Annotated in this window: 22 protein-coding genes; 9 read left to right on the top strand and 13 right to left on the bottom strand. The window is 66.8% G+C overall.

The window, feature by feature from the left end; translation table 11 throughout:
* Nucleotides 1-4 precede the first annotated feature (4 nt).
* On the top strand, nt 5-313 hold the full coding sequence (locus EYE40_RS05330) for a hypothetical protein (protein ID WP_130980979.1): 309 nt from the start codon (nt 5-7) through the stop codon (nt 311-313).
* Here EYE40_RS05330 and EYE40_RS05325 read toward each other — a convergent pair.
* The 8 genes from EYE40_RS05325 to map all read right to left on the bottom strand — a co-directional run bounded on the left by EYE40_RS05325 (nt 310) and on the right by map (nt 9,745).
* Complete coding sequence (locus tag EYE40_RS05325; RefSeq protein WP_130980978.1) at nt 310-987, bottom strand: response regulator; 678 nt, start codon at nt 985-987, stop codon at nt 310-312. The two genes, EYE40_RS05330 and EYE40_RS05325, sit on opposite strands and share 4 nt — an antisense overlap.
* On the bottom strand, nt 984-3,461 hold the full coding sequence (locus EYE40_RS05320; RefSeq protein ID WP_130980977.1) for an ATP-binding protein: 2,478 nt from the start codon (nt 3,459-3,461) through the stop codon (nt 984-986). The genes EYE40_RS05325 and EYE40_RS05320 overlap by 4 nt, the downstream gene beginning before the upstream one ends.
* A gap of 9 nt (nt 3,462-3,470) precedes the next feature.
* Nucleotides 3,471-4,043 (bottom strand): K(+)-transporting ATPase subunit C, encoded by a 573-nt coding sequence (gene kdpC, locus EYE40_RS05315; protein ID WP_130980976.1) that lies wholly within the window; start codon nt 4,041-4,043, stop codon nt 3,471-3,473.
* Nucleotides 4,044-4,073: 30 nt separating this feature from the next.
* Complete coding sequence (gene kdpB, locus EYE40_RS05310; RefSeq protein ID WP_420810063.1) at nt 4,074-6,197, bottom strand: potassium-transporting ATPase subunit KdpB; 2,124 nt, start codon at nt 6,195-6,197, stop codon at nt 4,074-4,076.
* Nucleotides 6,101-7,780, bottom strand: coding sequence for a potassium-transporting ATPase subunit KdpA (gene kdpA, locus EYE40_RS05305; RefSeq protein WP_130980974.1), 1,680 nt, complete (start codon nt 7,778-7,780; stop codon nt 6,101-6,103). The genes kdpB and kdpA overlap by 97 nt, the downstream gene beginning before the upstream one ends.
* Complete coding sequence (locus EYE40_RS05300; protein ID WP_130980973.1) at nt 7,780-7,869, bottom strand: potassium-transporting ATPase subunit F; 90 nt, start codon at nt 7,867-7,869, stop codon at nt 7,780-7,782. The genes kdpA and EYE40_RS05300 overlap by 1 nt, the downstream gene beginning before the upstream one ends.
* A 193-nt stretch (nt 7,870-8,062) precedes the next feature.
* The gene (ppgK, locus tag EYE40_RS05295; protein ID WP_130980972.1) at nt 8,063-8,848 is read right to left on the bottom strand and encodes a polyphosphate--glucose phosphotransferase; all 786 of its coding nucleotides are present in this window, start codon (nt 8,846-8,848) and stop codon (nt 8,063-8,065) included.
* 12 nt (nt 8,849-8,860) lie between these two features.
* Nucleotides 8,861-9,745: a type I methionyl aminopeptidase gene (gene map, locus EYE40_RS05290; protein WP_130980971.1), complete on the bottom strand. Its 885-nt coding sequence runs from the start codon at nt 9,743-9,745 to the stop codon at nt 8,861-8,863.
* 60 nt (nt 9,746-9,805) lie between these two features.
* On the opposite strand from map, the gene EYE40_RS05285 reads away from it, so the two are divergent.
* Entirely contained in the window at nt 9,806-9,973 is a 168-nt protein-coding gene (locus EYE40_RS05285) for a methionine aminopeptidase (protein WP_130980970.1), read from the top strand.
* Here EYE40_RS05285 and EYE40_RS05280 read toward each other — a convergent pair.
* Together EYE40_RS05280 and panB are read right to left on the bottom strand one after the other, a co-directional pair.
* On the bottom strand, nt 9,970-11,208 hold the full coding sequence (locus EYE40_RS05280) for an HNH endonuclease (protein ID WP_161972351.1): 1,239 nt from the start codon (nt 11,206-11,208) through the stop codon (nt 9,970-9,972). The two genes, EYE40_RS05285 and EYE40_RS05280, sit on opposite strands and share 4 nt — an antisense overlap.
* Nucleotides 11,209-11,320: 112 nt before the next feature.
* On the bottom strand, nt 11,321-12,133 hold the full coding sequence (gene panB / locus EYE40_RS05275; RefSeq protein WP_130980968.1) for a 3-methyl-2-oxobutanoate hydroxymethyltransferase: 813 nt from the start codon (nt 12,131-12,133) through the stop codon (nt 11,321-11,323).
* A gap of 127 nt (nt 12,134-12,260) precedes the next feature.
* Between panB and glnA (EYE40_RS05270) the strand changes: the two genes are divergently transcribed.
* The 5 genes from glnA (EYE40_RS05270) to EYE40_RS05250 all read left to right on the top strand — a co-directional run bounded on the left by glnA (EYE40_RS05270) (nt 12,261) and on the right by EYE40_RS05250 (nt 21,289).
* Nucleotides 12,261-13,598, top strand: a complete 1,338-nt coding sequence (gene glnA, locus EYE40_RS05270; RefSeq protein WP_130980967.1) for a type I glutamate--ammonia ligase — start codon at nt 12,261-12,263, stop codon at nt 13,596-13,598.
* A 21-nt stretch (nt 13,599-13,619) separates the two neighbouring features.
* On the top strand, nt 13,620-16,559 hold the full coding sequence (locus EYE40_RS05265) for a bifunctional [glutamine synthetase] adenylyltransferase/[glutamine synthetase]-adenylyl-L-tyrosine phosphorylase (protein ID WP_130980966.1): 2,940 nt from the start codon (nt 13,620-13,622) through the stop codon (nt 16,557-16,559).
* A gap of 457 nt (nt 16,560-17,016) precedes the next feature.
* Nucleotides 17,017-18,489: a glycosyltransferase family 2 protein gene (locus EYE40_RS05260; RefSeq protein ID WP_130980965.1), complete on the top strand. Its 1,473-nt coding sequence runs from the start codon at nt 17,017-17,019 to the stop codon at nt 18,487-18,489.
* On the top strand, nt 18,476-19,867 hold the full coding sequence (locus EYE40_RS05255) for a glycoside hydrolase family 26 protein (protein ID WP_130980964.1): 1,392 nt from the start codon (nt 18,476-18,478) through the stop codon (nt 19,865-19,867). The genes EYE40_RS05260 and EYE40_RS05255 overlap by 14 nt, the downstream gene beginning before the upstream one ends.
* 21 nt (nt 19,868-19,888) lie before the next feature.
* Complete coding sequence (locus EYE40_RS05250) at nt 19,889-21,289, top strand: UDP-glucose dehydrogenase family protein (protein ID WP_130980963.1); 1,401 nt, start codon at nt 19,889-19,891, stop codon at nt 21,287-21,289.
* 53 nt (nt 21,290-21,342) lie between these two features.
* On the opposite strand, the gene EYE40_RS05245 is transcribed toward EYE40_RS05250, so the two are convergent.
* Nucleotides 21,343-22,314: a trypsin-like serine peptidase gene (locus tag EYE40_RS05245; protein ID WP_130980962.1), complete on the bottom strand. Its 972-nt coding sequence runs from the start codon at nt 22,312-22,314 to the stop codon at nt 21,343-21,345.
* A 216-nt stretch (nt 22,315-22,530) separates the two neighbouring features.
* Here EYE40_RS05245 and EYE40_RS05240 point away from each other — a divergent pair, with 216 nt between their 5' ends.
* Nucleotides 22,531-22,803, top strand: coding sequence for a hypothetical protein (locus tag EYE40_RS05240; RefSeq protein ID WP_130980961.1), 273 nt, complete (start codon nt 22,531-22,533; stop codon nt 22,801-22,803).
* Nucleotides 22,804-22,863: 60 nt separating this feature from the next.
* Here EYE40_RS05240 and glnA (EYE40_RS05235) read toward each other — a convergent pair whose 3' ends face one another.
* Nucleotides 22,864-24,288, bottom strand: coding sequence for a type I glutamate--ammonia ligase (gene glnA / locus EYE40_RS05235; protein ID WP_130980960.1), 1,425 nt, complete (start codon nt 24,286-24,288; stop codon nt 22,864-22,866).
* 128 nt (nt 24,289-24,416) lie between these two features.
* On the opposite strand from glnA (EYE40_RS05235), the gene EYE40_RS05230 reads away from it, so the two are divergent.
* The gene (locus EYE40_RS05230) at nt 24,417-24,833 is read left to right on the top strand and encodes an RDD family protein (RefSeq protein ID WP_130980959.1); all 417 of its coding nucleotides are present in this window, start codon (nt 24,417-24,419) and stop codon (nt 24,831-24,833) included.
* A gap of 30 nt (nt 24,834-24,863) precedes the next feature.
* Here EYE40_RS05230 and EYE40_RS05225 read toward each other — a convergent pair whose 3' ends face one another.
* Nucleotides 24,864-25,571, bottom strand: coding sequence for a DUF4191 domain-containing protein (locus tag EYE40_RS05225; RefSeq protein WP_130980958.1), 708 nt, complete (start codon nt 25,569-25,571; stop codon nt 24,864-24,866).
* Between the last annotated feature and the right edge of the window lie 58 nt (nt 25,572-25,629).

The following is a 25,629-nucleotide window of genomic DNA, read 5'->3' as shown; positions in this document are numbered from 1 at the left end:
CGCCATGATCTACAACAACTCCGCACGACGTCTTCTCGGAGCACTCGCATGGGCAGGAATCCTCATCGGTGGCACCCTGTCCGTGTTCGCAGCGATCTGGCTCGATGAGGCCAACCCCGGAGAGCGGATCGTCGTGGAGCAGACCCTGCTTAATTTCGGCAACGGGATCTTCAGCTTCGGCGCACTCAGCGCTCTCGCTTACGTGCTCGCGAAGGCGTTTGCGTACGACACGACCTTCCGTGCGGCGGAGGCCCAGGGCCTGAAGTCGCCCGCCCCGGAAGACCCGACGGTCGAGCCCGGCCTGGTCAGCTAGCTATCCGGCGTGAACCGGTACCCCATCCCGGTCTCGGTGATCAGGTACCGCGGCTGCGAGGGCACTGGTTCGAGTTTCTTGCGCAGCTGGGCGAGGTAGAGGCGCAGGTACCCCGTGTCGGAGGTGTACTGCGGTCCCCAGACCTCGGTCAGCAGTGTCTCGCGGGTGACGAGGCGGTCGGGGTTCCGCACGAGCACCTCGAGCAGGTGCCACTCCGTGGGCGTGAGCCGCACCGGCGCGCCCGCGCGCGTGACGACGCGAGCGGCCAGGTCCACGACGACATCGCCGAACGCGACGCTCGGTTCATCCGTCGTCGCCGGAGTGCGACGGGAGAGCGCTCGGATGCGCGCCAGCAGTTCATCGGCCTGGAACGGCTTGGTGACGTAGTCGTCGGCACCGGCATCGAGCGCATCGACCTTGTCCCACGACTCGCTGCGACCGGACACCACGAGAATGGGCACCTGGCTCCAGCCGCGCACACCCTCGATCACTTCGATGCCGCTGAGTCCGGGCATCCCGAGGTCGAGCACAATGAGATCGGGATGCTCCGCAATCGCCGCATCGAGCGCCGTGCGTCCGTCGGGGGCCGTCACGATGTCGTAGCCCCGAGCCGTCAGGGTGATGCGCAGCGCACGCAGGATCTGAGGATCATCGTCAGCGATGAGGATCTTCACGGTGCAGCCTCCAGTTCAACGACCATGGTGAGTCCGCCGCCTGGGGTGTCCTCGGCGTCGAGCGTGCCGCCCATGCCCTCGGTGAACCCCTTTGAGAGGGCGAGCCCTAGGCCGACACCGGTGGTGTTGTCGGTGTCGCCGAGGCGTTGGAAGGGCAGGAACACGTCGTCGAGACGCTCCGGCGGGATTCCCGGCCCGGTGTCGATGACACGCAGCTGCACCCGGTCGCCGAACTCGCTGGTCGCGATCACCGGACGCGATCCGGCAGGAGAGTAGCGCACCGCGTTCGCGAGCAGGTTGACAATGACGCGCGCGAGCAGCGCTGCATCGGCACGCACGGTGGGCACGGCGCCGAGGTCGAGTTCGACGTCGCCCGGGCCCATCCCGAGCTCATCAAGCGCGTTGCCGACGACCTCGTCGATGCTCACGTCGGCGAGGGTGACACCGAGCACCCCGGCCTGCAGGCGGCTGACATCGAGCAGATCGGTCACGAGCGAGCCGAGCGCGGTGAGCGACTCGTCCGCGGTCTCGACGAGTTCGGTGCGATCGGATGCCGACAGCTCGAGATCGGGAGCCCGGAGCGCCGAGACGGCAGCCGTTGCTGCGGCAAGCGGGCGCCGCAGGTCATGGCCGACCGCGGCGAGGAGTGCGCTGCGCATCCGATCCGCGGCGGCGAGGGGTCGCATGCCCTCGGCCTCCGAGGCCAGTCGGCGCTGCACGAGCGCGGCCTCGATCTGGGAGACGAAAGCGCCCAGGATCTTGCGGTCGGAGGCCTCGAGCCGCTTGCCGCGCAGGTAGAGCGACGCATGTTCGCCGAGTGGCACCGAGGTCTCGTCGTCGGCGTCGTCGGCCAGCGTCGCCTCGAAGGCCGTGTAGAGCGCCTCGCCGTCCTGGCGCAGGATGACGCTCGTCATCCCGAACGCCTCACGCAGCCGCGACACGAGTGCGTCAAGGGCGTCCACCCCGCTGATGACGCTCCCGGCGACGGTTACGAGCACCTCCGCCTCGGCGGCCGAGCGGATGGCCGCGCGCGACCGACGGGCGGCCTGATCGACGACGAAACTGACGAGCGCAGCTACCACGAGGAAGATCACGAGGGCGAGCAGGTGCAGCGGTTCGCTGATCGTGACGGTGTAGAGCGGGTCCACGAAGAAGAAGTCGAGCAGCACTCCCGCGGCCAGCGCCGCGAGCAACGCGGGCCAGATGCCGCCGACGAGCGCGACGATCACCACGAAGAGCTGGTAGCCGAGCACGTCGCTCGTGATCGAGTCGGGGCTGCGAAACGAGGACAGCAGCCAGGTCAGCAGCGGCAGGCCGACGATGGTGAGGGCGAGGCCTGCAAGCCTGCGCGACACCGAGAGCGCCCCGCCGACGCGCGGCAGCCGGCGTTTTCCGGCCTGCGCGTGTGAGACGATGTGCACGTCGATGTCGCCGGCCATGCGGATGAGGCTCGCCCCGACACCCGCCCCGCCGAGCAGCGATTCGAGCCGCGAGCGACGGGATGCCCCGATCACGAGTTGGGTGGCGTTCACACTCCGGGCGAACTCGACGAGTGCCCCGGGCGTCTGTTCCGCGACGACCTGGTGAAAGGTGCCGCCGAGCGTCTCCACGAGCGCGCGTTGCCCCGACAACGCTCCCGGGTCGGGCTCGGCGAGCCCATCGGCACTCGTCACGTGCACGGCGAGCAGCTCCCCGCCGCTCGACCGCGCCGCAATGCGTGCCCCCCGGCGCAACAGGGTCTCGCCCTCGATCCCGCCCGTGAGCGCCACGACTATTCGTTCCCGAGCCTCCCAGGGAGCCGCAATGCCCTTTTCGGCGCGATACGCCTGCAGCGCGACATCCACCTCGTCTGCCAGCCAGAGGAGGGCGAGCTCGCGCAGGGCGGTGAGATTGCCGAGGCGGAAGAAGTTGGAGAGGGCGGCATCGATGCGCGCGGCCGGATAGACGACACCCTCCGAGAGACGGTTGCGCAGTGCCTGCGGGGCGAGGTCGACGAGCTCGACCTGGTCGGCGCGGCGAAGCACTGCATCCGGCACGGTCTCGCGCTGCGGCACCCCGGTGACTTGTTGCACCACGTCGCCCAGTGACTCGACGTGCTGGATGTTGACCGTCGAGATCACGTCGATTCCGGCGGCGAGGATCGCCTCGACGTCCTGCCAGCGCTTGTTGTTAGCCGAGCCCGGGGCGTTCGTGTGGGCGAGTTCGTCGACGAGCGCGAGAGCGGGGCGGCGGTCGAGCAGGCCGGCCAGGTCCAGCTCGTCGAGTCGCACGCCGCGGTGGTCCAGGGCGATGCGGGGTTGTACTTCCAACCCGTCAAGCAGGGCGGACGTGGCGGCGCGGCCGTGGGTTTCCACGACCGCGACCACAACATCGACGCCGGCATCGCGCAGCCGGCGGCCCTCCTCGAGCATGGCGTAGGTCTTGCCGACGCCGGGTGCGGCGCCGAGAAGCACCCGCAGGTGGCCCCTGCTCATGCGCGGTTCCTAGTCGGAAGCACTGCTATCCAGTTCTGCGAGTGAGACATTGAGGTCGAGCACGTTGACGCGGGGTTCGCCGAGGTAGCCGAGGTCCCGCCCCTGAATTCTAGACTCGACGAGCTCGCGCACGACCGATTCGTTCAGCCCGCGGGCGGCCGCGACGGCCGCGACCTGGGAGAGTGCGTTCTCGGGGCTGATGTGCGGGTCGAGGCCCGAACCGGAGGCGGTGAGTGCGTCCGGAGTCGAGCCCTCGCGCTCCTCGATCGCCGCGATGAGGTCCTCGTTCTCGGGTCCGTAGTTGGAGCCGCTCGACGCGCCCCCGTCGTAGCCGTCGCCGGCGGCGGAGGGCCGCGACTGGAAGAACCCCGGCATGGCCGCGCCTTCGGCGGTGGCGAACGACTGTCCGAGCAGGCTCGACCCGATCGGCGACCCGTCCCGGTAGACCAGCGAGCCGTTGGACTGCGTGGGGAGCGCGAGCTGCCCCAGGACGGTGATGGCGAGCGGGTAACCCATCCCGAGCACAATGGTGAGGACGAGCAGCGCACGAAGCGCGGTCGAGGTCTGTCGGAAGTTTTTCATAACGCGGTTTCTTTTCATGGTGCAGGGCTCCTAGAAGCCGGGGATAAGGCTCACGACGAGGTCGATGAGCTTGATGCCGATGAATGGTGCGATGAGGCCGCCGAGTCCGTAGATGAGGAGGTTGCGGCCGAGGAGGGCACTCGCGCTGATCGCGCGGTACTTCACGCCCCTGAGGGCGAGAGGGATCAGGAAGATGATCACGAGGGCGTTGAAGATGATGGCGCTGAGAATGGCGGAGGCCGGTGACGACAGCCCCATGATGTTCAGCACGGCGAGGCCCGGGAACGACGCCGCGAAGATCGCCGGGATGATCGCGAAGTACTTGGCCACGTCGTTCGCGATCGAGAACGTCGTGAGCGCGCCGCGGGTGATGAGCAGCTGCTTGCCGATGCGCACGATGTCGATGAGCTTGGTCGGGTTCGAGTCGAGGTCGACCATGTTCCCGGCCTCCTTCGCCGCGCTCGTGCCGGTGTTCATAGCGACTCCGACGTCGGCCTGAGCGAGCGCGGGGGCGTCGTTGGTGCCGTCCCCGGTCATCGCGACGAGGTTGCCGCCCTGCTGCTCCCGGCGGATCAGCGCGAGCTTGTCCTCCGGCGTAGCTTCGGCGAGATAGTCGTCCACCCCGGCCTCGGCCGCGATGGCCTTCGCGGTGAGCGGGTTGTCGCCGGTGATCATCACTGTGCGGATTCCCATCACGCGCATCTCGGCGAAACGCTCGCGCAGACCCTCCTTGACGACATCCTTCAGGTGGATGACGCCGAGCACGCGCACGCCCCCGGCCGCATCCTTCTTCGCAACGACGAGCGGCGTGCCGCCCGACTGCGAGATCTCGCGCACGACCCCATCCAGTTCGGACGTAGTGCCGCCCGCCCACTCGGCGACCATCGACGCCGCACCCTTGCGCACCTGGGCGCCGTCGGGCAGGTCCAGTCCGCTCATGCGGGTCTGTGCCGTGAACGGAACGACCACTGCGTCGAGCGGGGTCGGGATGGTGCCACCCGCGAGCTCGACGACGCTCGACCCCTCCGGTGTCGGGTCGGCGAGCGACGCGAGGCGGGCGACGGAGATGAGCTCGGCGAGCTCCACGTTGCCCACCGGCACGAACTCGCTCGCCCGGCGATTGCCGTAGGTGATGGTGCCGGTCTTGTCGAGAAGGAGAGTCGTGACATCCCCCGCAGCTTCGACGGCGCGGCCGGACATGGCCAGCACGTTGTGCTGCACGAGCCGGTCCATGCCGGCGATGCCGATGGCCGAGAGCAGGCCGCCGATCGTGGTCGGGATGAGGCAGACCAGCAGCGCCACGAGCACCGGGATCGCGATCGGCTCACCGGCGTACGACGCGAGAGGGTTGAGGGTGATCACCACGACCAGGAACACGATCGACAGGCTCGAGAGCAGGATGCTCAGCGCGATCTCATTCGGTGTCTTCTGGCGGGACGCACCCTCGACGAGGCGGATCATGCGGTCGACGAAGGTCTCGCCGGGCTTCGACATGATGCGTACGACGACGCGGTCGCTGAGCACGCGGGTGCCGCCCGTCACGGCGCTGCGGTCGCCGCCATGCTCGCGCACGACGGGGGCCGACTCGCCGGTGATGGCCGACTCGTCGACGCTTGCGATTCCCCACACGATGTCCCCGTCGCCGGGGATCAGCTCGCCGGCGGAGACGACGACGATGTCACCGAGGGTGAGATCCGCCGACGCCACCTCCTCGATCTCGGCGGTCGTGGCGTCCGTGCCCTCGGCGTACAGCAGCACGCGGTGCGCGATGGTGCTCGTGCGGGTCTCCCGCAGCGATGCGGCCTGGGCCTTGCCGCGGCCCTCGGCGACGGACTCGGCGAGGTTCGCGAACAGCACGGTCACCCAGAGCCACGCGGCGATACCGACCGTGAAGGTGGGGGCGAGACTCGACCCTCCGATGAACGGCTCGGCGATCGCGATGGCCGTGGTGAGCACGGCGCCGATCTCGACGAGGAACATGACGGGGTTGTGCCACATGAGGCGCGGGTCGAGCTTGCGGAGCGCTCCGGGGAGCGCGGTGATGAACATATTCATGACTACAGAAGACCTTCCGCCAGGGGACCCAGCGCGAGAACGGGGAAATAGGTGAGAGCCGACACGATGACGACGGTTCCGAGAAGCAGACCGACGAATTGGGGGCGGTGGGTGGGAAGTGTGCCGACGGTGACCGGCACCTTCTCCTGCGCGGCGAGGGAGCCGGCCAGGGCGAGCACGAACACGATCGGCAGGAACCGCCCCAGCACCATCACGATGCCCAAAGTGGTGTTGAACCACGGGGTGTTGGCGGTGAGGCCGGCGAACGCGGAGCCGTTGTTGTTCGCGGCGCTCGTGTAGGCGTAGAGCACCTCGCCGAAGCCGTGCAGGCCGGGGTTCCAGATGCTCGTCGACTCGACGTCGGCGCGCACCGCGGGGATCGCGAAGCTCAGCGCCGTGAAGACGAGCACGAGCGTCGGCGTGGCCAGGATGTACAGGCTCGCAAGCTTGATCTCGCGGCTGCCCAGCTTCTTGCCGAAGAGTTCCGGGGTGCGTCCCACCATGAGTCCGGCGAGGAACACCGCGATCATGGCGATGACGAGGATGCCGTACAGCCCCGCCCCAACACCACCGGGTGCTACCTCACCGAGCATCATGTTGACGAGCGCCATGCCGCCACCGAGGGACGTGAAGCTGTCGTGCATCCCGTTCACGGCTCCGGTAGAGGTGATGGTGCTGGTGGTTCCGAAGATGGTCGATCCGATGATGCCGAAGCGCACCTCCTTGCCCTCCATCGCGGCGCCCGCGAGCTCGGGGGCGGTGCCGCGACCGGCGAGTTCCGCCCAGGTCATGAGGCTTACCGACACGAGGTACAGCACGCCCATTGCCGTAGCGACGGCGAGGCCCTGGCGCTTGTCGCCGAGCATCGTGCCGAGGGTGCGGGGGAGGGCGAACGGGATCGCGAGCATCAGCAGCACCTGGAACATGCTCGTCCACGGGGTCGGGTTCTCGAACGGGTGCGCGGAGTTGGCGTTGAAGAAGCCGCCACCGTTGGTGCCGAGCAGCTTGATCGCCTCCTGGCTTGCGACAGGTCCGCCGGGGATCGTCTGCGTACCGCCGCCGAGTGTGGTCACCTCGGTGAACCCGTTCAGGTTCTGGATGACGCCGCCCGCAATCAACACGACCGCGGCGATGACGGATAGCGGCAGCAGGATCCGCAGCGTGCCTCGGGTCAGATCGACCCAGAAGTTGCCGATGGTTCCGGTCGCGCGGTACGAGAAGCCGCGGATTAGGGCAACGGCGACGGCGATGCCGACTGCGGCACTGAGGAAGTTCTGCACCGCGAGACCGACCAACTGCACCGTGTAGCCGAGGGTGAGCTCGGGCGAGTACGACTGCCAGTTGGTGTTCGTGACGAAGGAGATCGCCGTGTTGAAGGCGAGGTGCTCGCTCGTCGCGGGCAGGCCGAGCGCGAACGGCAACAGCTGCTGCGTGCGCTGCAGGGCGTAGACGAGCAGGATGCCCAGCGCCGAGAAGACCAGGATCGAGCGAAGGTAGACGCCCCAGCTCTGCTCAGCCTTCGGGTTGACCCCGATGAGGCGGTAGAACCCGCGCTCGACCGCGAGGTCTTTCCGGGACGTGAAGACGCGCGCCATGTAGTCGCCCAGCGGGCGGTAGAGGAGCGCGACGAGAGCGGCGATAGTGGCGAGCTGGGCGATAAACAGCCAGAGCGTTGCATCCATCAGAACAGCTCGGGCTTCACGAGGGCGACCACGAGGTAGCCGATGGCCGCGGTGGCGAGAACGAGGGCGAGGATGTCGAAGATCATCACAGGCGTTCCACCGCCCGACCCACGAGGGCTACCAGCGCGATGAGCGCCAGGATCCCGAGAACAAAAACGACGTCCAGCACGGTCTTCTCCATCCAGCGACCACAGTGGTCGCAGGAAGAGTCAACGCCTGGTCGTGTTCGGTTTCGGAGATCCTTACGGAATCCTCACGCCGGCGGAAAAAACCCTAACACTGCTACTTCTTCTTCTCCGTAGCGGGAGTGATCACGAGCGCGTTACCGTCTGCCGCGAGTGCCGCAGCCCCGAGGATGCCTGCGTTGTTGCGCAGCTCCGCCGGGATGATCGGAGCGTTCAGCTCAAGCAGGGGAAGGAATTCCTCGTGGTGCTTGGAGATGCCGCCGCCGACGATGAGCAGGTCGGGGGAGAACAGGAACTCGACCATCGAGTAGTACTTCTGCAGGCGTTCGGCCCACTGCTTGTAGCTGAGGTCGTGGCGCTCCTTCGCGGCGAACGAGGCCTGGCGTTCGGCGTCCTTGCCACCCATCTCGAGGTGTCCGAGCTCGGAGTTGGGCACGAGCACGCCGTCGTAGATCAATGCCGAGCCGATGCCGGTTCCGAGGGTGGTGAGGATGACGAGACCCTTCACGCCCTTCGCAGCACCGAAGCGCTGCTCCGCGACTCCAGCGGCATCCGCGTCGTTGACGAAGTGGATGTTGCGGCCGAGTCCCTTCTCGAACAGCTTCTCGGCCTCGAGGCCGATCCACTTCTTGCTCACGTTGGCCGCGGACATGGTCTTGCCGCCGATGACGATCGCGGGGAAGCAGACGCCCACCGGCACGTCCTTGTCGACGCCGCCGAGCTTCTCGATGAGCTTGATGACCGTGTTGACGATGTCCTGCGGTTCGCCACCGTCGGGCGTCGGGATCTTGACGCGGTCGGTGAGCAGCTCGCCCGTCCTGGTGTCGACGAGGGCACCCTTGATGCCGGTTCCGCCGATGTCGATGCCGAGGGCAGTGGTCATGAGGTGTGTTCCTTACGGCAGAGTGAGTACGTCGACGCCGCGAGCGGTGACGACCATGGTGTGTTCGAACTGTGCGGTCCAGCTCTTGTCGCGGGTGGTGACGGTCCAGTCGTCTTCCCACTGGTCCCAGGCGATGCTGCCGGGCTTGTCCGGTGTGCCGAGGGTCAGCATCGGTTCGATGGTGAAGACCATGTTCTCGAGGATCTCCGCGTCGAAGCGTGGCGCCGCGTCATAGTGCGGAATGACGAGTCCCGAATGGAACGCCTCCCCGACGCCGTGTCCCGTGAAGTCCCGGATCACGCCGTACCCGAAGCGTTTCGCGTAGGACTCGATGGCGCGTCCGATCACGTTCAACTGCCGACCGGGAGCCACGGACTTCATGCCGCGGTTCAGGGACTCGCGCGTTCCCTCGACGAGAGCCGCGACATCCTCGCGCACCTCGCCGACGAGGAAGGTCTTGTTGAGGTCTCCGTGAACGCCGTTCTTGAAGGCCGTGATGTCGATGTTGATGATGTCGCCGTCTTCGAGCACGGTGTCGTCGGGGATGCCGTGGCAAATGACCTCGTTGAGGCTCGTGCAGCTCGACTTGGGGAAGCCGCGGTAACCGAGCGTCGACGGATACGCGCCCGCGTGGATCATGAACTCGTGCGCGATCTGGTCGAGCTCCTCGGTGGTGACGCCGGGTCTGACCGCTGCCCCGACCGCTTCGACGGCCTGGGCGGCGATGCGTCCGGACTCGCGGATCAGCTCGACCTTCTCCCCGCTGTACACGTCGCTGCCGTCGAACGGCTTCGGGCCGGCCTTGCCGACGTATTCGGGGCGAGCGATGTCCTTCGGCACGGAGCGCATGGGGGATACGCGGCCGGGAACCAGATGGCCGAGTGCGTTGCGAGGCATGCTCCCAGTCTATTGACCGTCGACCTGTCGGGCATCGACAAGCCGGAGTACGCTGGCGCCATGACTGACTGGTGGTACAACCACAAGACCGGCGAGGTCGAGGAGGGCGCACAGTCCCTCGGATCCGACCGGGACGGCCCCTACGCGACGCGCGAGGACGCGGCTCGAGCGCCCGAGATCGCCGCGGAGCGAGCTCGCAAGTGGGCGGCCGAGGAGAACTCGGACTAGCCGGCCCACCGCTCCTCCGGTTCCGTCGTGTACTCCCTGCCGAACGGCGAGGTCCAGCGCAGCCGGCCGTCGCCGAGGTGCAGCACCTTCCATCCGGTGAGTGATTTCAGCCGATGGTGCGGCTCGCAGAGGTGCGCGAGATTGTCGTGAGCGGTCTGCCCTCCGTGCTGCCATTCGTCGGTGTGGTCGATGTCGCAACCCCTGGCTTGCCGATTGCATCCGACGAACCGACAGGTGCCGTCGCGAGTTCGCAACATCTGCCGCAGGTCTGAGGGCACCCGATACCGATCCCGCCCCACGGAGAGCACCGAACCGGTCTCCGGATGGGTGAGCAGCCTCGTCAGGGACGGCGCGTTCCCCGTGAGCTTCATGGCGGTCTCGAGATCGATCGGGCCATAGCCGTCGAGAGATGCAGGTGCGTCGGAGCGGCCGAGCAGCGTGAGCACGGGCACCGTGACCTGCACACTCGGCCGGATCGTCGCGAGAATCTCCAAGAGCTCGGGCGAGGGCGACTCGGTGCCGAGCAGCGCACCCGCGAAGGAGTCGGCCCGAAGCTGCGTCACTGTGCGGGTGTCGCCGGCAGCGCGTGCCGCACGAGCGGCACCGTCGAGACGATTGAAGATCGCGTGCGCCGTGACCGCGGGCAGGAAAGCCGTCAGGTAGGCCATGCCGTCACGAGCCGGCTGCAGGTCGATGGCACGCTGTTCGGTGGCGGTCGACTGGCGCGAATCGATGGTCTCGGGATGCATCCGCTCGCGCACGATTCGGGCTTTTCGGTTGAACTGTGCCGCAGTGTTGTGCTCAGCGAGGGGCACCACGCGGCTTTCGAACTCCGGCAACGACGATGAGGGCAACGACGAGGCGTGATCGACCACGAGATGAGCGTGACGCCAGCTCATCGTTCCGCGCGAGACCGCATCGAACGTCGACGGCAGGGCGTTCACCAGCGCGTCGCTGTCCGCGATCAGGGTCTCGGCCGTGCGCTCGGGCAGACGAAGCGCGCACACCACCTCCGAGACGAGCACCCGCCGAGCGGTCTCGGCGGCACTCCAGCCGTGAGGCGCGGGCGTGATCAGCGAACTGGACAGAACGCTCAGCCGACGCGCCTCCGCGAGTACCAGCGCCTTGCGCGCGGCCAGCCCCGCCTCCGCGCGCGCGATCGCAAAGGCTTCGTCAACGAGGGCGCCGATGGCCTCGTTGAAGGCCGCCGGAAGCGTGAGAGTTCGGATGTTCATGCGGGTACAGAACACCCGGCCACCGACATTGCATCGGCCCTGCTCCATGACTGTGGAGAAGGGAGAAAAAGCCGGTCAGCGGAGGAGAGGAGCACCCCGAAAAGCCAGCAACCTACGCGTCGTACTCGTGCTCCGGAGCCGGAAAACTGCCGGAGGCGATGTCCGCGATGTACGCCTTGGCGGCGTCGCCAAGAACTCCACGAAGATCGGCGTACTGCTTCACGAACTTCGGAATGCGACCGCCCGAGAATCCGGCCCAGTCCGTCCAGACGAGCAACTGGCCGTCCGTCGAAGGACCGGCACCGACGCTGATGGTCGGGATAGTCAACTCAGAGGTGATCTGCGCGGCGACCGCCGAAGGCACCATCTCGAGCACGACCGCGAACGCGCCGGCATCCTCGACCGCGTGCGCGTCGGCGAGCAGCGCTTCCGCTCCTTCACCGCGACCCTGGATGACGTGACCGCCCAGCCCGTGCTCGCTCTGCGGGGTGTACCCGATGTGCGCCATGACCGGGATGCCCGCCGACACGATGCGACGGATCTGTTCGGCGCTGCGCACGCCGCCCTCGAGTTTCACGGCATGAGCGCCGGTCTCCTTCATAAATCGGAAAGCGGTGTGCAGCGCTTCATCCGCCCCCGTTTCGTAGGAACCGAACGGCATGTCGGCGACCACGAGCGCGCGCTTGACCGCCCCGGCGACAGCGCGGGTGAGTGGGATGAGCTCATCGATGGTGACGGGCAGCGTCGTGTCGTAGCCGAACACCGTATTGCCTGCCGAATCACCGACCAGCAGGAAGTCGATGCCGGCCTCGTCGAAGATCGTGGCACTGAGCTGGTCATAGCTCGTGAGGCCCGTGATCTTGATCCCGTTCGCCTTCGCGTTCTGGAAGTGACGGGTGCGGACGCGTTTGATCGGCTCAGCCATGCCATGAGTCTAGAACGGCACGGCGCGACAAGCGGGAAGGTCCCGGAGCCAGTACCCTAGAGCGACGGATGTGGGGCCGATCCAGGCCCACTCCGTTGCCCGGAAAACGCACAACACAGGGAGCCCGATGGACAAGCAGCGCGACTTCGTTCTTCGCACAATCGAGGAACGCGGGATCAAGTTCATCCGCCTCTGGTTCACGGACGTCGTGGGCAGCCTCAAATCGGTCGCCATCGCACCGGCAGAGGTAGAGGGCGCGTTCGCCGAGGGCCTCGGTTTCGACGGCTCGGCGATCGAGGGCTTCACGCGCGCGTACGAGGCGGACATGCTCGCGCACCCCGACCCCACCACCTTCCAGATCCTGCCGTGGCGCGGCGAGATCGACCCCACGGCGCGTATGTTCTGCGACATCACGACGCCCGACGGCCAGCCCGCCAACTCGGACCCGCGCAACGTGCTCAAGCGCACGCTCGCAAAGGCCGCCGACCGCGGCTTCACGTTCTACACCCACCCCGAGATCGAGTTCTACCTGCTGAAGAGCAGCAAGTTCGGCAAGAAGGGCCCCGAGCCCGTCGACTCGGCCGGATTCTTCGACAACGTTCCCGGTGGCACGGCTCACGACTTCCGCCGACGTTCCGTGCGCATGCTCGAGGATCTTGGCATCTCCGTCGAGTTCAGCCACCACGAGGCCGGCCCCGGCCAGAACGAGATCGACCTGCGCTACGCGGACGCCCTCACGACCGCCGACAACATCATGACCTTCCGCACCGTGATCAAGGAGGTGGCCATCGAGCAGGGCGTCTATGCGACGTTTATGCCGAAGCCGCTGTCCGGTCATCCCGGATCGGGAATGCACACCCACCTCTCGCTCTTCGAGGGCGACACGAACGTCTTCTACGAGGCCGGGGGCACCTACCAGCTCTCGAAGATCGGCCGCCATTTCGTGGCCGGCCTGCTGCGCCACGCGCCCGAGATCACGGCCGTGACCAATCAGTTCGTGAACTCCTACAAGCGCCTCTGGGGCGGCGACGAGGCCCCGAGCTTCGTCACCTGGGGTCACAACAACCGTTCGGCGCTCGTGCGGGTTCCGCTCTACAAGCCCAACAAGGCACAGAGCGCCCGCGTCGAGTACCGCGCGATCGACTCCGCCGCCAACCCGTACCTCGCCTACTCGCTCCTGCTGGCCGCCGGCCTCAAGGGCATCGAGGAGGGCTACGAGCTTCCGCCCGAAGCCGAGGACAACGTCTGGGAGCTGAGCGACTCCGAGCGCCGAGCTCTCGGCTACAACCAGCTTCCCGCGAGCCTCGACCACGCCGTCTCGCTCATGGAGGACTCCGAGCTCGTCGCGGAAACCCTCGGCGAGCAGGTCTTCAACTACGTGCTGCTCAACAAGCGCCGCGAGTGGTCCGAGTACCGCGCGCAGGTTACGCCGTACGAGTTGGAGAGCAACCTCGAAATCCTGTAATCCTGTGCGAAGCCCCGCCTCATGAAACGCACTCAGACAACGTTGACTGATCTCGCCCGGCTCGGGTTTGCCGAGCTGGGTGAGGCCGGTGAGCGCCTCGCGAGCGTCGATGCGTCCCTCGTGCCGCACTTCGCGAATGCCGCAGACCCCGACCAGGCACTGCTGCTGCTCGGGCAGCTGCGGGAGAGCGCGCCGACCGACCTCGATGCGCTGCTTCGGGATGACGCGGCCGCCGCCCGCCTGGTGCGGGTTCTCGGCGCTTCCTTGGGGCTCGGCGAATTCTTCCTTCGGCGTCCGGCCGAGCTCGCGGCTCTCGCCACGGATCTCGCGCACCCTCTGACGCCCGAGCAGTACCGTGCCGACCTCCTCGAGGCGGTCGAAGGTCTCGGTGGCGACCCCGCGGCCGTCGCGCTGCGCGTGCGCTACCGCCGCCACCTCGCGCGTCTCGCGGCCTGGGATCTGGGCCACGTCGACCCGCTCGCCGCCATGTCCGTCGCCGCGGCCGCGCTTTCCGACCTCGCCGGTGCCGCCCTGGATGCCGCTATCGACGTCGCACGGCGCGACTCGAAGTTCCCCGCCGCCGACGTTGCCGCTACTCGCCTCGCCATCATCGGCATGGGCAAGGCGGGCGCACGCGAGCTCAATTACGTGAGCGACGTGGACGTCATCTTCGTCGCCGAGGCAGGCGAGGGCATTGAGAATGACCGGGCCGTGGAGATCGCCACGAGACTCGCGATGCAGGTCATGCGTGGCATCCACGACCTGGCAAGCGAGCCGGAACTGTGGGAGGTCGACGCGAACCTGCGCCCAGAAGGCAAGGACGGTGCACTCGTGCGCACCCTGGAGTCGCACCTCGCGTACTACGACCGCTGGGCGAAGAGCTGGGAGTTCCAGGCGCTGCTCAAGGCGCGACCTCTGGCCGGCGACCTCGAGCTCGGCGACCGTTACGTCGAGGCGCTGTCGCCGAAGGTCTGGTCGAGTGCCTCGCGCGAGGGCTTCGTCGAATCGGTGCAGCGCATGCGCGAGCGGGTCACGGACAACATCCCGCACCACGAGCTCGACGTGCAGCTCAAGCTCGGTCCGGGCGGCCTGCGCGACGTCGAATTCACGATCCAACTGCTGCAGCTCGTGCACGGACAGACGGATGACGCGGTGCGCCAGCGCGCGACCCTCACCGCCCTCGACTCGCTCGCTGACCAGGGTTACATCGGCCGGGTGGAGGCCGCGGAGTTCGCTCGCGACTACCGGTTCCTGCGCCTGCTCGAGCACCGCCTGCAGCTCTCGAAGCTGCGCCGTACACACCTCATGCCGACCGACCGGGATGCCCTGCGGGTGCTGGCCCGGGCCAGTGGCATCTCCACCGGCACCGACGACCTGCTCGAGCAGTGGAAGCGCACCAAGCACGCCGTGCGACGCTTGCACGAGCGCCTGTTCTACCGCCCGCTGCTGTCTGCGGTCGCCGCCCTGCCTGAGGACGGCCTCGCCCTCTCGAGCGAGCAGGCGACAGCGCGGCTCGCCGCGATCGGCTTCAGCGATCCCGCCGGCGCCCTGCGGCACATCGCGGCGCTCACTGGTGGTGTGTCCCGTCGGGCGACGATCCAGCGCAACCTCTTGCCGGTCATGCTGCAGTGGTTCGCTGAGGGTGCCGACCCAGATCACGGTCTGCTGGCCTTCCGCCGCCTGAGCGAGGATCTCGGCGAGGCCTATTGGTTCCTGCGCATGCTGCGCGACTCCTCGGGCGCCGCCCAGCGCCTCACACAGGTGCTCTCGGGCTCCCGATTCGTCAGCGACCTGTTCGAGCGTATCCCCGAGGCCGCCGCGTGGCTCGAGAACGACGACGAACTGCGCCCGCGCCCCCTCCCGCAGCTTCTCGAAGAATCGCGCGCCACGGTCTCCCGGCATCAGGGTGAACCGGATGCCGCGGCTCTCGCCCTGCGCACGGCCCGCCGTCGGGAGATCCTGCGGCTGGCTATGAGCGCGATCCTGGGCACCCTCACCGTGGAGGAGCTCGGCCGGGCGCTCTCCGACGTGACGACGGCCCTGCTGACCGGGGTGCTCGCCATCGCGCACGTCTACGGCGACGGCATCGAGTTCGCGATCATCGGCATGGGTCGCTACGGCGGCGCGGAACTCGGTTTCGGCTCCGACGCCGACGTGATGTACGTCTACCGCCCGGCGGGTGCCACCCATGAGGAAGCCCAGTCGCGCGCGGAGGGGATCGTGCGCAGCCTGTCCCGGCTCACCGAAGACCTGCGGATCCCGCTCGACCTCGACATCGGCCTGCGCCCCGAGGGCAAGACCGGCGCCATCGTGCGCTCGCTCGAGTCGTACCGTGCCTACTACGCGCGGTGGTCGCTCACCTGGGAGGCCCAGGCGCTGCTGCGCGCCCGCGGAGTGGTCGGCGACGCCGAGCTCATCACCGAGTTCGAGCGACTCGCCGACGAGGTGCGCTTCCCGGTCGGAATCTCGGAGCAGGACGTGCGCGAGATCAAGCGCATCAAGGCCCGCGTCGAGTCGGAGCGCCTGCCGCAGGCCGCCGATCCGTCCCGTCACCTGAAGCTCGGGCGCGGCTCGCTGAGCGACGTCGAGTGGTTCGTGCAGCTGTTGCAACTGCAGCACGGCGCCGAGGTTCCTGGGCTGCGCACCACGTCGACCCTGGGCGCCCTGCACGCTGCCGTGGGGGAGAAGCTCGTGCTTCCGGAGGAGGCCCGCAGGCTCCACGACGCCTGGATCTTCGCCTCGCGCACCCGCTCCGCAATGACCCTGTGGACGAGTCGAACCGCCGACGTGCTGCCGACGGATCGCCAGCAGCTCGAGGGTGTCGCCCGCCTGCTCGAGTACCCGCCCGGCTCCGCCTCGCGCCTCGAGGAGGACTACCTGCGCACCACCCGGCTCGCCCGCCAGGTCTTCGAGCGCAGGTTCTACGGAACGGGACCTGCGAACAGGCCCACGACCGCGTAGGACGAAGGCTTCCCCCAGGTGTCCCAGAGAGCCCAGGTTTGTTTCGGGCTTGTAACAGTTCAACCGATTTACGCCCTCGAAACGGGGGCGCGCTGTTGTACCCCTCTTAGGGTTCGAGATCGAGAGAATCTGTACCCTGACGCAATCCCGCAGGCTTGCGGGGGCGGGGAGGTCGAGCCCGGGACATCCTCATGACCGGCATATTTGGCGATCATGATCGGGTCGCCGGCGGACCGCGAGTGCGAGTGTGAAGCAGTCGCACATCGCGTCCACACAATGGCCGACACGTGTCGCGCAAATTGTGATTCGCTGAGCAATGCACAGGGGTAGACAGACTTGCCGAAACCCCGAACAGGGGCCAATACTCAACGCAAGAAGCAGTCACCGGCTTCGACACCCAGTTCCTCAGAGTCGCGGATGTTCACCCGGCCTCACCGCCCATCTCGCGAGGACCACAGTGTTTATCTTCATCCTGCAATTGCGCCACATGATCGACGGTCACCCCGAGATCTACATGTTCGCGATCTACTCGGCCCTCATCTGGGCGCTTTGGCTCGCCAAGGTTCTCATCTCCCGCCGGTACAAGCCGTTCACGGGCACCTTCACCGGAACGACCAGCGTCGTCGTTCCGGTGCTGGATGAACCGGAGGACCTGTTCCGCGACGTGCTCGCTCGCATGGTGGCCCAGAGGCCCGGCGAGATCATCGTCGTCATCAACGGTGCCCCGAACCCGACACTCGAACGCATCAGCGAGGAATTCGCGCCGCTCGTGCGCTGGGTGCACACGCCGATTCCCGGCAAGCGCAACGCGGTCATGATCGGTACCGAGATGTCGACCGGGGACATCACCGTTCTCGTGGACTCGGACACGGTCTGGACCGACGGCACCCTCGCGGAGCTCGTCAAGCCGTTCGCCGACGAGAGCGTGGGGGGAGTGACCACGCGGCAGCGCATCCTCGAACCGAATCGCAGCTGGATCACCCGCTGGGCGGACTGGCTCGAGAACTCCCGCGCCCTCTACTCGATGCCCGCGCAGAGCGCACTCGGCCAGGTCGGCTGCCTCCCCGGACGCACGATCGCCTTCCGCCGCTCGATCATGATGCGGGTCATGGGCCGATTTATGAACGAGCGCTTTATGGGCGTCTTCCTCGAGGTGAGCGACGACCGCACCCTCACCAATCTCACTCTCAAGGAGGGCTACCGCACCGTTTACCAGCACACCTCGCTGGTGTACACGGATGCCCCGCTCGAGATCAGGAAGTTGTTCAAGCAGCAGCTGCGCTGGGCGCGCGGCAGCCAGTACAACACGCTGCGGATGCTGCCCTGGATGCTCGGACACGCCCCGGTGCTCGCCCTGTTCTTCGTGATGGACATCATCCTGCCGTTCCTGCTGGCTGGGGTCATCGCCGGCTGGATCTACCGCGCCTTCACCGGCCAGGGGTATAACTTCTACGAGGGAATCCTGAGCGAGTATGGCGTGCAGGGCGGGGTGCTCGTGGTGCTGCTGCTCATGCTGGTTTCCTCGGTGCTCAGCATGGCGATCCGCCAAATCCGGCATCTCTCGGAGAAGCCGACCGACTTCTTCCGGCTTCCCGCGTTCATCATCGTCTCGACCGCGTTCCTCATGCCGATCCGTCTCATCGGCTTTTTCCGCATGGGCCACGCGAGCGGCTGGGGGACCCGGGCGGGTGCCTACGCTGGCGGCGCGGCCAACGACGAGCTCGTGAGTGACCTCGCTGTAGCTCAGACCGCCGCACCCGTCCCGCACGGCGGTGTGCTGCTGGAGGCATCGCCCCGCCGAGCCGACGCCCGAATCCGTACCGCGCCGCAGGCTCCGGCCCGCCGCCGACTCAACCCCAAAGCCGCGTGGCCCTACGTCATCGGCTTCTCGATCTTCGCCCTGGAGGTGTTCTTCATTGTCAATTTCTAAACTTCCCCGCCGCTGGTGGGCGCTCAGCGGACGCCGTGAGCTCGCGACGGCGGCCGGTGCCCTCGGCATCGTACTCGCCCTCGGAGCCACGAGCGTCTTCGTCTGGAACTCGCCCGGCAGCCCCGTGCGGCAGGCCGTCGAAGCCGTCACCCCACCGTCCCGCGAAGACCAGCTGGTCGAGGAGCGCAACGCGCTGCTCAGCCGGGTCGTCGCGCTCGAATCCGATCTCGACGCGAAGGACTCAGACCTCGACGCGATCGCGGCCGACAAGGCAGCGATCCAGAAGGCGCTGTGGAAGACCGAGGGGGAGCTCGACGCCCTCATCGCATCCCGCGGCAGTGGGCGCGGCCCCGTGACGGTCGCGGCGCCATCGAAGGCGGGCGGCACGACGATCACTGCGCCATCCCGAAGCGCACTCGTCTCACCGAAGTCGCCGTACCTCGGCCTGTTCACCGAGCAGGCGCCGTTCAACTGGGCGACATACGACGCAACGGCCAGCAAGGTCGGCAGCACCCCGAGCGTGGTCGGCTACTTCGGCGGCTGGGATGAGAACTTCCGCGCCAACGCCGTCACCCGTTCGTGGCAACGTTCGAAGCTGCCGATCCTCACCTGGGAGTCGCGACCGATCGCCGCGGCGAACGACGTGGTCGAGGAGCCCGCCTACTCGCTGCCGAAGATCATCGGGGGAGACTTCGACGCCTACCTGACCAAGTACGCCCGCGACATCGTGAAGACCGGCCTGCCGCTCGGCATCCGCCTCGACCACGAGATGAACGGCGAGTGGTACCCGTGGGCGGAGTCGAACTCGAAGGGCGAGTCGATCAACGGCAACCGCCCCGGCGACTACAAGAAGATGTGGCAGCACGTGCACGACATCTTCGAGAAGGAGGGCGCCAACGACCTGGTCATCTGGATCTGGTCGCCCAACATCACCAACAACCTGCCGGCCAACCACCAGAAGGACAGCTACCTCGCCTCGCTTTACCCGGGCGACGAATACGTGGACTGGGTCGGGCTCTCCGCCTACCTGCGCCCCAATTATAAGGCCGACAACGACTTCAGTTTCTCGTACACCTTCGACCGCAGCCTGAACAGCCTGCGGGGGATCACCAACAAGCCGATCTACCTCTCCGAGATCGGGGCGTCGGAGATCGGCGGACACAAAGCGACCTGGATCGCGAGCCTGTTCGAGGCCCTCGAGAAGCCAGCGAACGCCGACATCATCGGCTTCAACTGGTTCTCACTCACCGTCACCACCTACGTGGGAGGGGAGCGCGCCACGAACGACTGGCGCATCGACTCCCGACCCGATTCCCTGAGGGCGTTCATCGACGGTCTCGCCCGTCCCGCAAGCCGCTTCACACTGTCCGCCAACTGATCCACTGACGAAAGGCCCCTCATGAAGAACAAGCAGATTCCCGCAACGCCTCCTCGTATCAGCGTCATCGGTACGGGCTACCTCGGGGCGACCCACGCGGCCGCCATGGCCGAGATGGGCTTCGAGGTCATCGGGGTCGACTCCGACCCGCTCAAGGCAGCAGCTCTCAGCGAGGGGCGCGTTCCCTTCTTCGAGCCCGGCCTGCCCGAGCTCATCCTCAAGCACGTCTCCAGTGGCCGCCTGCGGTTCACGACAGACCTTGCCGACGCGGTCGCGCTGAGCGACGTGCACTTCATCTGCGTCGGTACACCGCAGCAGCGGGGAAGCAACGCGGCCAATCTCAGTTATGTCGAGGATGCAACGGCGAGCGTCGCCCGCTCCCTCACGCACGACGGACTCATCGTCGGCAAGTCAACGGTGCCGGTGGGAACCGCCCAGCGCCTTCGGTCGATCATCGCCGCGTCGACACCGGTCGGAGTCGCGGCGGAGCTCATCTGGAACCCGGAGTTCCTGCGTGAGGGCAAGGCGGTCGCCGACACCCTGACACCTGACCGCATCGTCATCGGCGGGGTCACCGCGCGCTCGGAGGCCATCATGCGCGAGGTCTACGCGATGCCGCTCGCGACGGGAACCCCGCTCGTGGTGTGCGACCTGGCAACGGCGGAGCTGGTCAAGGTGAGTGCCAACGCGTTCCTCGCCACCAAGATCTCGTTCATCAATGCGATCGCCGAGGTGTGCGAGGTCGCCGGTGCCGACGTGAGCGTGCTCGCCGACGCCCTCGGCCACGACGTGCGCATCGGGCGCCAGTTCCTCAACGCCGGTCTCGGTTTCGGCGGGGGCTGCCTGCCAAAGGACATCCGAGCGCTGATCCACCGCTCGCGCGAGCTCGGCGCGACCAAGGTCGCCGACCTGCTGCAGCAGGTGGACGAGATCAACATGTCGCAGCGCCTCTCGGTGATCGACCGTGCGCTCGAAGCGTGCGGGGGATCGGTGCTCAACCGCCGAATCGGCGTGCTCGGCGCAGCCTTCAAGCCGCTCACCGACGACGTGCGCGACTCGCCTGCCCTGAACGTCGCGGCCGCGCTGCACCTGCGCGGTGCCCAGGTCGTGATCTACGACCCCGAGGCGATCGCCACGGCGCAGCAGATGTTCCCGACCCTCACCTACGCCGACTCGGTCGAGGAGGCTGCGAACGGCTCCGACGTGCTGCTGCTGCTCACCGAGTGGGACGAGTTCCGTGAGATCGACCCGGTCGAGCTGAAGAAGCGGGTCGTGATGCCGGTCATCATCGACGCCCGCAATTACCTCGACGCCCCGCGCTGGGTGGAGGCCGGCTGGTCGATCACCGGCCTCGGCAGCAACACCAAGTCGGTCGCCCGGGCTGCGGACCGTCAACTCGAGCTGCTGATGACCGGACGCTGACAGCGCGAGAATGGCCCGCACCTCGACCGAGGTGCGGGCCATTCTCGTTCTTGCTAGTTGGCGGCCGAGTCGTAGGCAGCGCCGATGACCGAGCCCCAGTACGGTCCGAACATCGTGTTCGAGACGCTCGTGTAGCCGAAGCTGTTCACCGAGTTCTGCGATCCGCCGGTGCCGCTGCCGATGAACCAGGGTCCGCCCGAGGATCCACCGGTCATGTCGCACGGGATGCCCTGAGACTGCGACTGTCCGAACGGGTCGGCCGTTGCCGTGCCCGCGCAGGACTGCAGTGTCTGGCCGTTGAACGGTGCCGCGGCGGGGTAGCCGTAGGCGGCGTAGCCGAGGCCGCGCGCGTCATTGAAGGTGAGGCCTGATCCGCCGACGGTGTCGGTGAGGCTCGCGTTGTTCACGGTGGAGACGACGGCGAAGCCGGTGTCGTAGCTGAGGTCACCGCCCGAGGTCCACTCGGTCGGTGCGACGAGCTCGATGGCGGGCCACTGTCCGTAAGGCGCCGCTCCGTTGTCATAGGCCGGCACGAAGACGAAGTTGGTGACGAACGCGCCGCCGCCCTCGTTCACGCAGTGACCCGCGGTCGAGACGGTGCTCTCGTTGCCGGATGACACGGCGTTGCCCGAGCAGACGTAGTTTCCGCCGCCGGACGAGAAGAAGACCTTGCCGATGTGCGAGACCGGGGCCTCGGGGTTCGCGTTGGTCGACGGGTCAGTGTCTGTTGAAGCACCGGCTTTTGTCGATGCCACCTGGCGCGGGATGACGATCTCGGCGCCCTTCTCGACCGCTGCGGTCGGCGTCTTCGCGGTCTTGCCCGCAACGAGCACGTCGGCCGGAACAGCCGCCTCCATCTTCTCGCTCGTCCAGAATCCGCCGCCCTGCTGGGTCTGCGGCACTATCCAGCTCTCGACGGAGTCGGGCTCGGCGGCACTAGCTGAGGCGAGCCCACCACCGATGGCAAGGGCGACGCCGAGCCCGAGGGCGGCGGTTGAGGAGATTCTCGATCGTGTTCGTAACATGGACTTCACTCCAGTTCTCGATGATTGTCCGCCGAGCCTGTCGTCGGCGGCATAGATCGAGGGTGGCCCTGAACCGCCCTGTCTACCCCGGATTCTCCGAACCCGACGGATGCCCTGTGGATACCGACAAATCTCGTGTTCGCGGCAACCGAGTGGTATTCGCGCGAGGCGCATCCCGCGCATTTTCATGGGCGCGGCACCTCGTAGGCTTGCAGGATGACGAACACCCCCGCGCCCGAGGCTGCCCCCGAGGGCCTCAATCACTGGCAGAGCCTGCGGTACTACCTATTTCAGCCGTGGTGGCGAGGCGTCTGGTTCGTCGGCGCGATCGTCTGGGGAGTCGTCTTCAACTGGTTGTTCATCGTGGTCGAACCGCGAGAAGAGCTGTTCGGCGTCATCTCGATCGTGCCGATCTTCGCCTTCATCATCGAGCAGCAGGGGCGCGCCCGCAAGCTGCGCCAGGAGAAGGCAAAGCTCGAGAAGTTCTAGACGGGCACCGCGAAAAAAGGCCGCACCCCCGAGGGGATGCGGCCTTTTTTTGGTTGACGCTTAGACGCTGAAGTACAGCTCGTACTCGAAGGGGTGCGGACGCTGCGAGGCGGGGATGATCTCCTTCTCGCGCTTGTACGCAATCCAGGTCTGGATCAGGTCGCTCGTGAACACGCCACCGGCGGTCAGGAACTCGTGGTCCGCCTCGAGGGCGCGCAGGGCCTCCTCGAGCGATGCCGGAACCTGCGGGATGTTCTTCGCCTCCTCGGGGGGAAGCTCGTACAGGTCCTTGTCGACGGGCTCGTGCGGCTCGATCTTGTTCTTGATGCCGTCGAGGCCGGCCATCAGCTGGGCGGCGAAGGCGAGGTACGGGTTACCGGAGGCGTCGGGCGCGCGGAACTCGATGCGCTTGGCCTTCGGGTTGGTACCGGTGATCGGGATGCGGATCGAGGCGGAGCGGTTGCCGGCCGAGTAGACCAGGTTGACGGGAGCCTCGAAGCCGGGAACCAGGCGGCGGTAGGAGTTGAGCGTCGGGTTCGTGAACGCGAGAACGGCGGGGGCGTGCTTGAGCAGTCCACCGATGTACCAGCGTGCGAGGTCCGACAGTCCGCCGTAACCGGCTTCGTCGTAGAACAGCGGCTTGCCGTCCGCCCAGAGCGACTGGTGGGTGTGCATGCCCGAACCGTTGTCGCCGAAGAGGGGCTTGGGCATGAACGTGGCGGTCTTGTTCCACTGCTCAGCGGTGTTCTTGACGATGTATTTGAACTTCAGGATGTCGTCTGCCGCGTGCACCATGGTGTCGAAGCGGTAGTTGATCTCGGCCTGTCCGCCCGAGCCGACCTCGTGGTGGGCGCGCTCGAGGATGAGTCCGGCGTCGATCAGCTTGAGGCTGATGTCGTCGCGCAGGTCGGCCTGCTTGTCGACGGGGCTCACGGGGAAGTAGCCACCCTTGAAGGGCGTCTTGTTGGCGAGGTTTCCGCCCTCTTCCTTGCGGCCGGTGTTCCAGGCGCCCTCTTCGGAGTCGACCGAGTAGAAGCTCTTGTTCTGGCTGACTTCGTAACGCACGTCGTCGAAGATGTAGAACTCGGCTTCGGGCGCGAAGAACGCGGTGTCGGCGATGCCGGTCGAGGCGAGGTACTTCTCTGCCTTCTTGGCAACCTGGCGCGGGTCACGGTGGTAGATCTCACCGTTGCGCGGGTTGTAGATGTCGAAGACCATGATCAGCGTCTTCTCGACGCGGAACGGGTCGAGGTATGCCGTGGTCACATCGGGGATGAGCTGCATGTCGGACTCGTGGATCGACGCGAACCCGCGGATCGATGAGCCGTCGAACAGCTGGCCGACGGAGAAGAACTCCTCGTCGACGGTGGACGCGGGGATGTTGAAGTGCTGCTGTACACCGGGAAGGTCGGTGAAGCGGATATCAAGGAACTTGACGTCCTCGTCCTTGATGAACTTGAGCACCTCAGAAGAATCGCTGAACATGGGACTCCAATGGCGTGGTGAAAAACAGCTGCAAGCGCAGCCACACTGTCGAGGGTAGGCGCAGGGGGTTTCGCGAGGGTGACGCAATTGTTTCGGGCATGTTACGAGGGCCGGATTAGGGTTGCAGCATGACCGATACCCAGCCCGACAACCACGGTGCCGAGCAACTCTGGCCCGGGCAGCGTCTCGGTCTTCCCGACCAGGGGCCGCGTTCGATCGCTCGCGCGGGTCGCCGACTGCTCGCGCTCTGCCTCGACTGGGGGATCGCCGTGTTGTTGTCCTACGCGTTCTTCCGAGGGGACGCGCTCGCGATCGCGATCATCTTCGCCGTGCTGCAGGTCATCTTCATCAGCGTGCTCGGCGGGAGCGTCGGCCACCTGGCACTCGGCCTGCGGCTTGTTCCGCTGCAGCCGGGCGTGATCGGTTTCGTGAAGCCGCTCGTGCGAACGGTGCTGCTCGCGCTGCTGATTCCGGCCGTGATCTGGGACCGCGACCAGCGCGGCCTGCACGACAAAGCGGCGAACACCGTGCTGGTCCGCCGCTGAGCTGTCGTGCTGGCGCTGTCGTGATCGCGCCTAGCGCGGTCGGGCCGAGCGCACCTTGTACGGGTCGATTCCCTTGGGAATCGGCAGCGCGTTCTTGCCGAGCGAGCTCAGACGGTTGTTGACCGCGTGAATCTCCGCCTTGCGCAGCGAAGTCTTGAACTTGCCGAGCGCTCCGGGGATCTTGTGCAGCGGGGTCGACTCGGCGTCGGGGCCGACATAGAGGTAGTTGATCGGCACGTTCGGAATGATGCGGCCGAGCGACTTCTTCTCGTCGTCGAGCATGCGCTGCGTGCGGCTGCGGGGTCCCTCGGCGATGAGTACAACACCACCGCGACCGATGGCGCGGTAGACGGCATCCTGCGACTTCGGGCTGACTGCGACGGGCATCTCGCTCGCGATCCAGCCGCGGCGGAGCGAGCTCTTGAGAACCGCACCGACGGCGCCGGGCTGGCCGGCGATCTGCGAGTAGGCGGCCTTCTCGGCACGACGGCCGAGCACGATCAGGAACAGCAGGATCGCGCCGAGCACACCCGCGATGATGTAGATGACGAAGGCCACGATCTGGCCTTCGCCGCTCGCGAACAGCAGAGCGAGAACGATGCTGAGGCCGATGGGTGCGAGCACCGCGAGGGCCAGGTACCAGACCACAAGAGAGTCGTACCGGCGGGTCATCTGGAAGACCTGCCACATCTGCTTGATGCGGCCGGGTTCTTTGTTGGGGTCCTTGATGCGAGCCATGGTTACAAGGATAAGGGTTTGCGCGGCCTTCTCCTCCCGGTTCCTCGGCAGGCGAACA

The sequence above is a fragment of the Glaciihabitans arcticus genome, from assembly GCF_004310685.1.
Taxonomy (GTDB): Bacteria; Actinomycetota; Actinomycetes; order Actinomycetales; family Microbacteriaceae; genus Conyzicola; species Conyzicola arctica.
The sequence above is the reverse complement of the archived record's forward strand: the minus strand, read 5'-3'. Positions and strand labels throughout refer to the sequence as shown.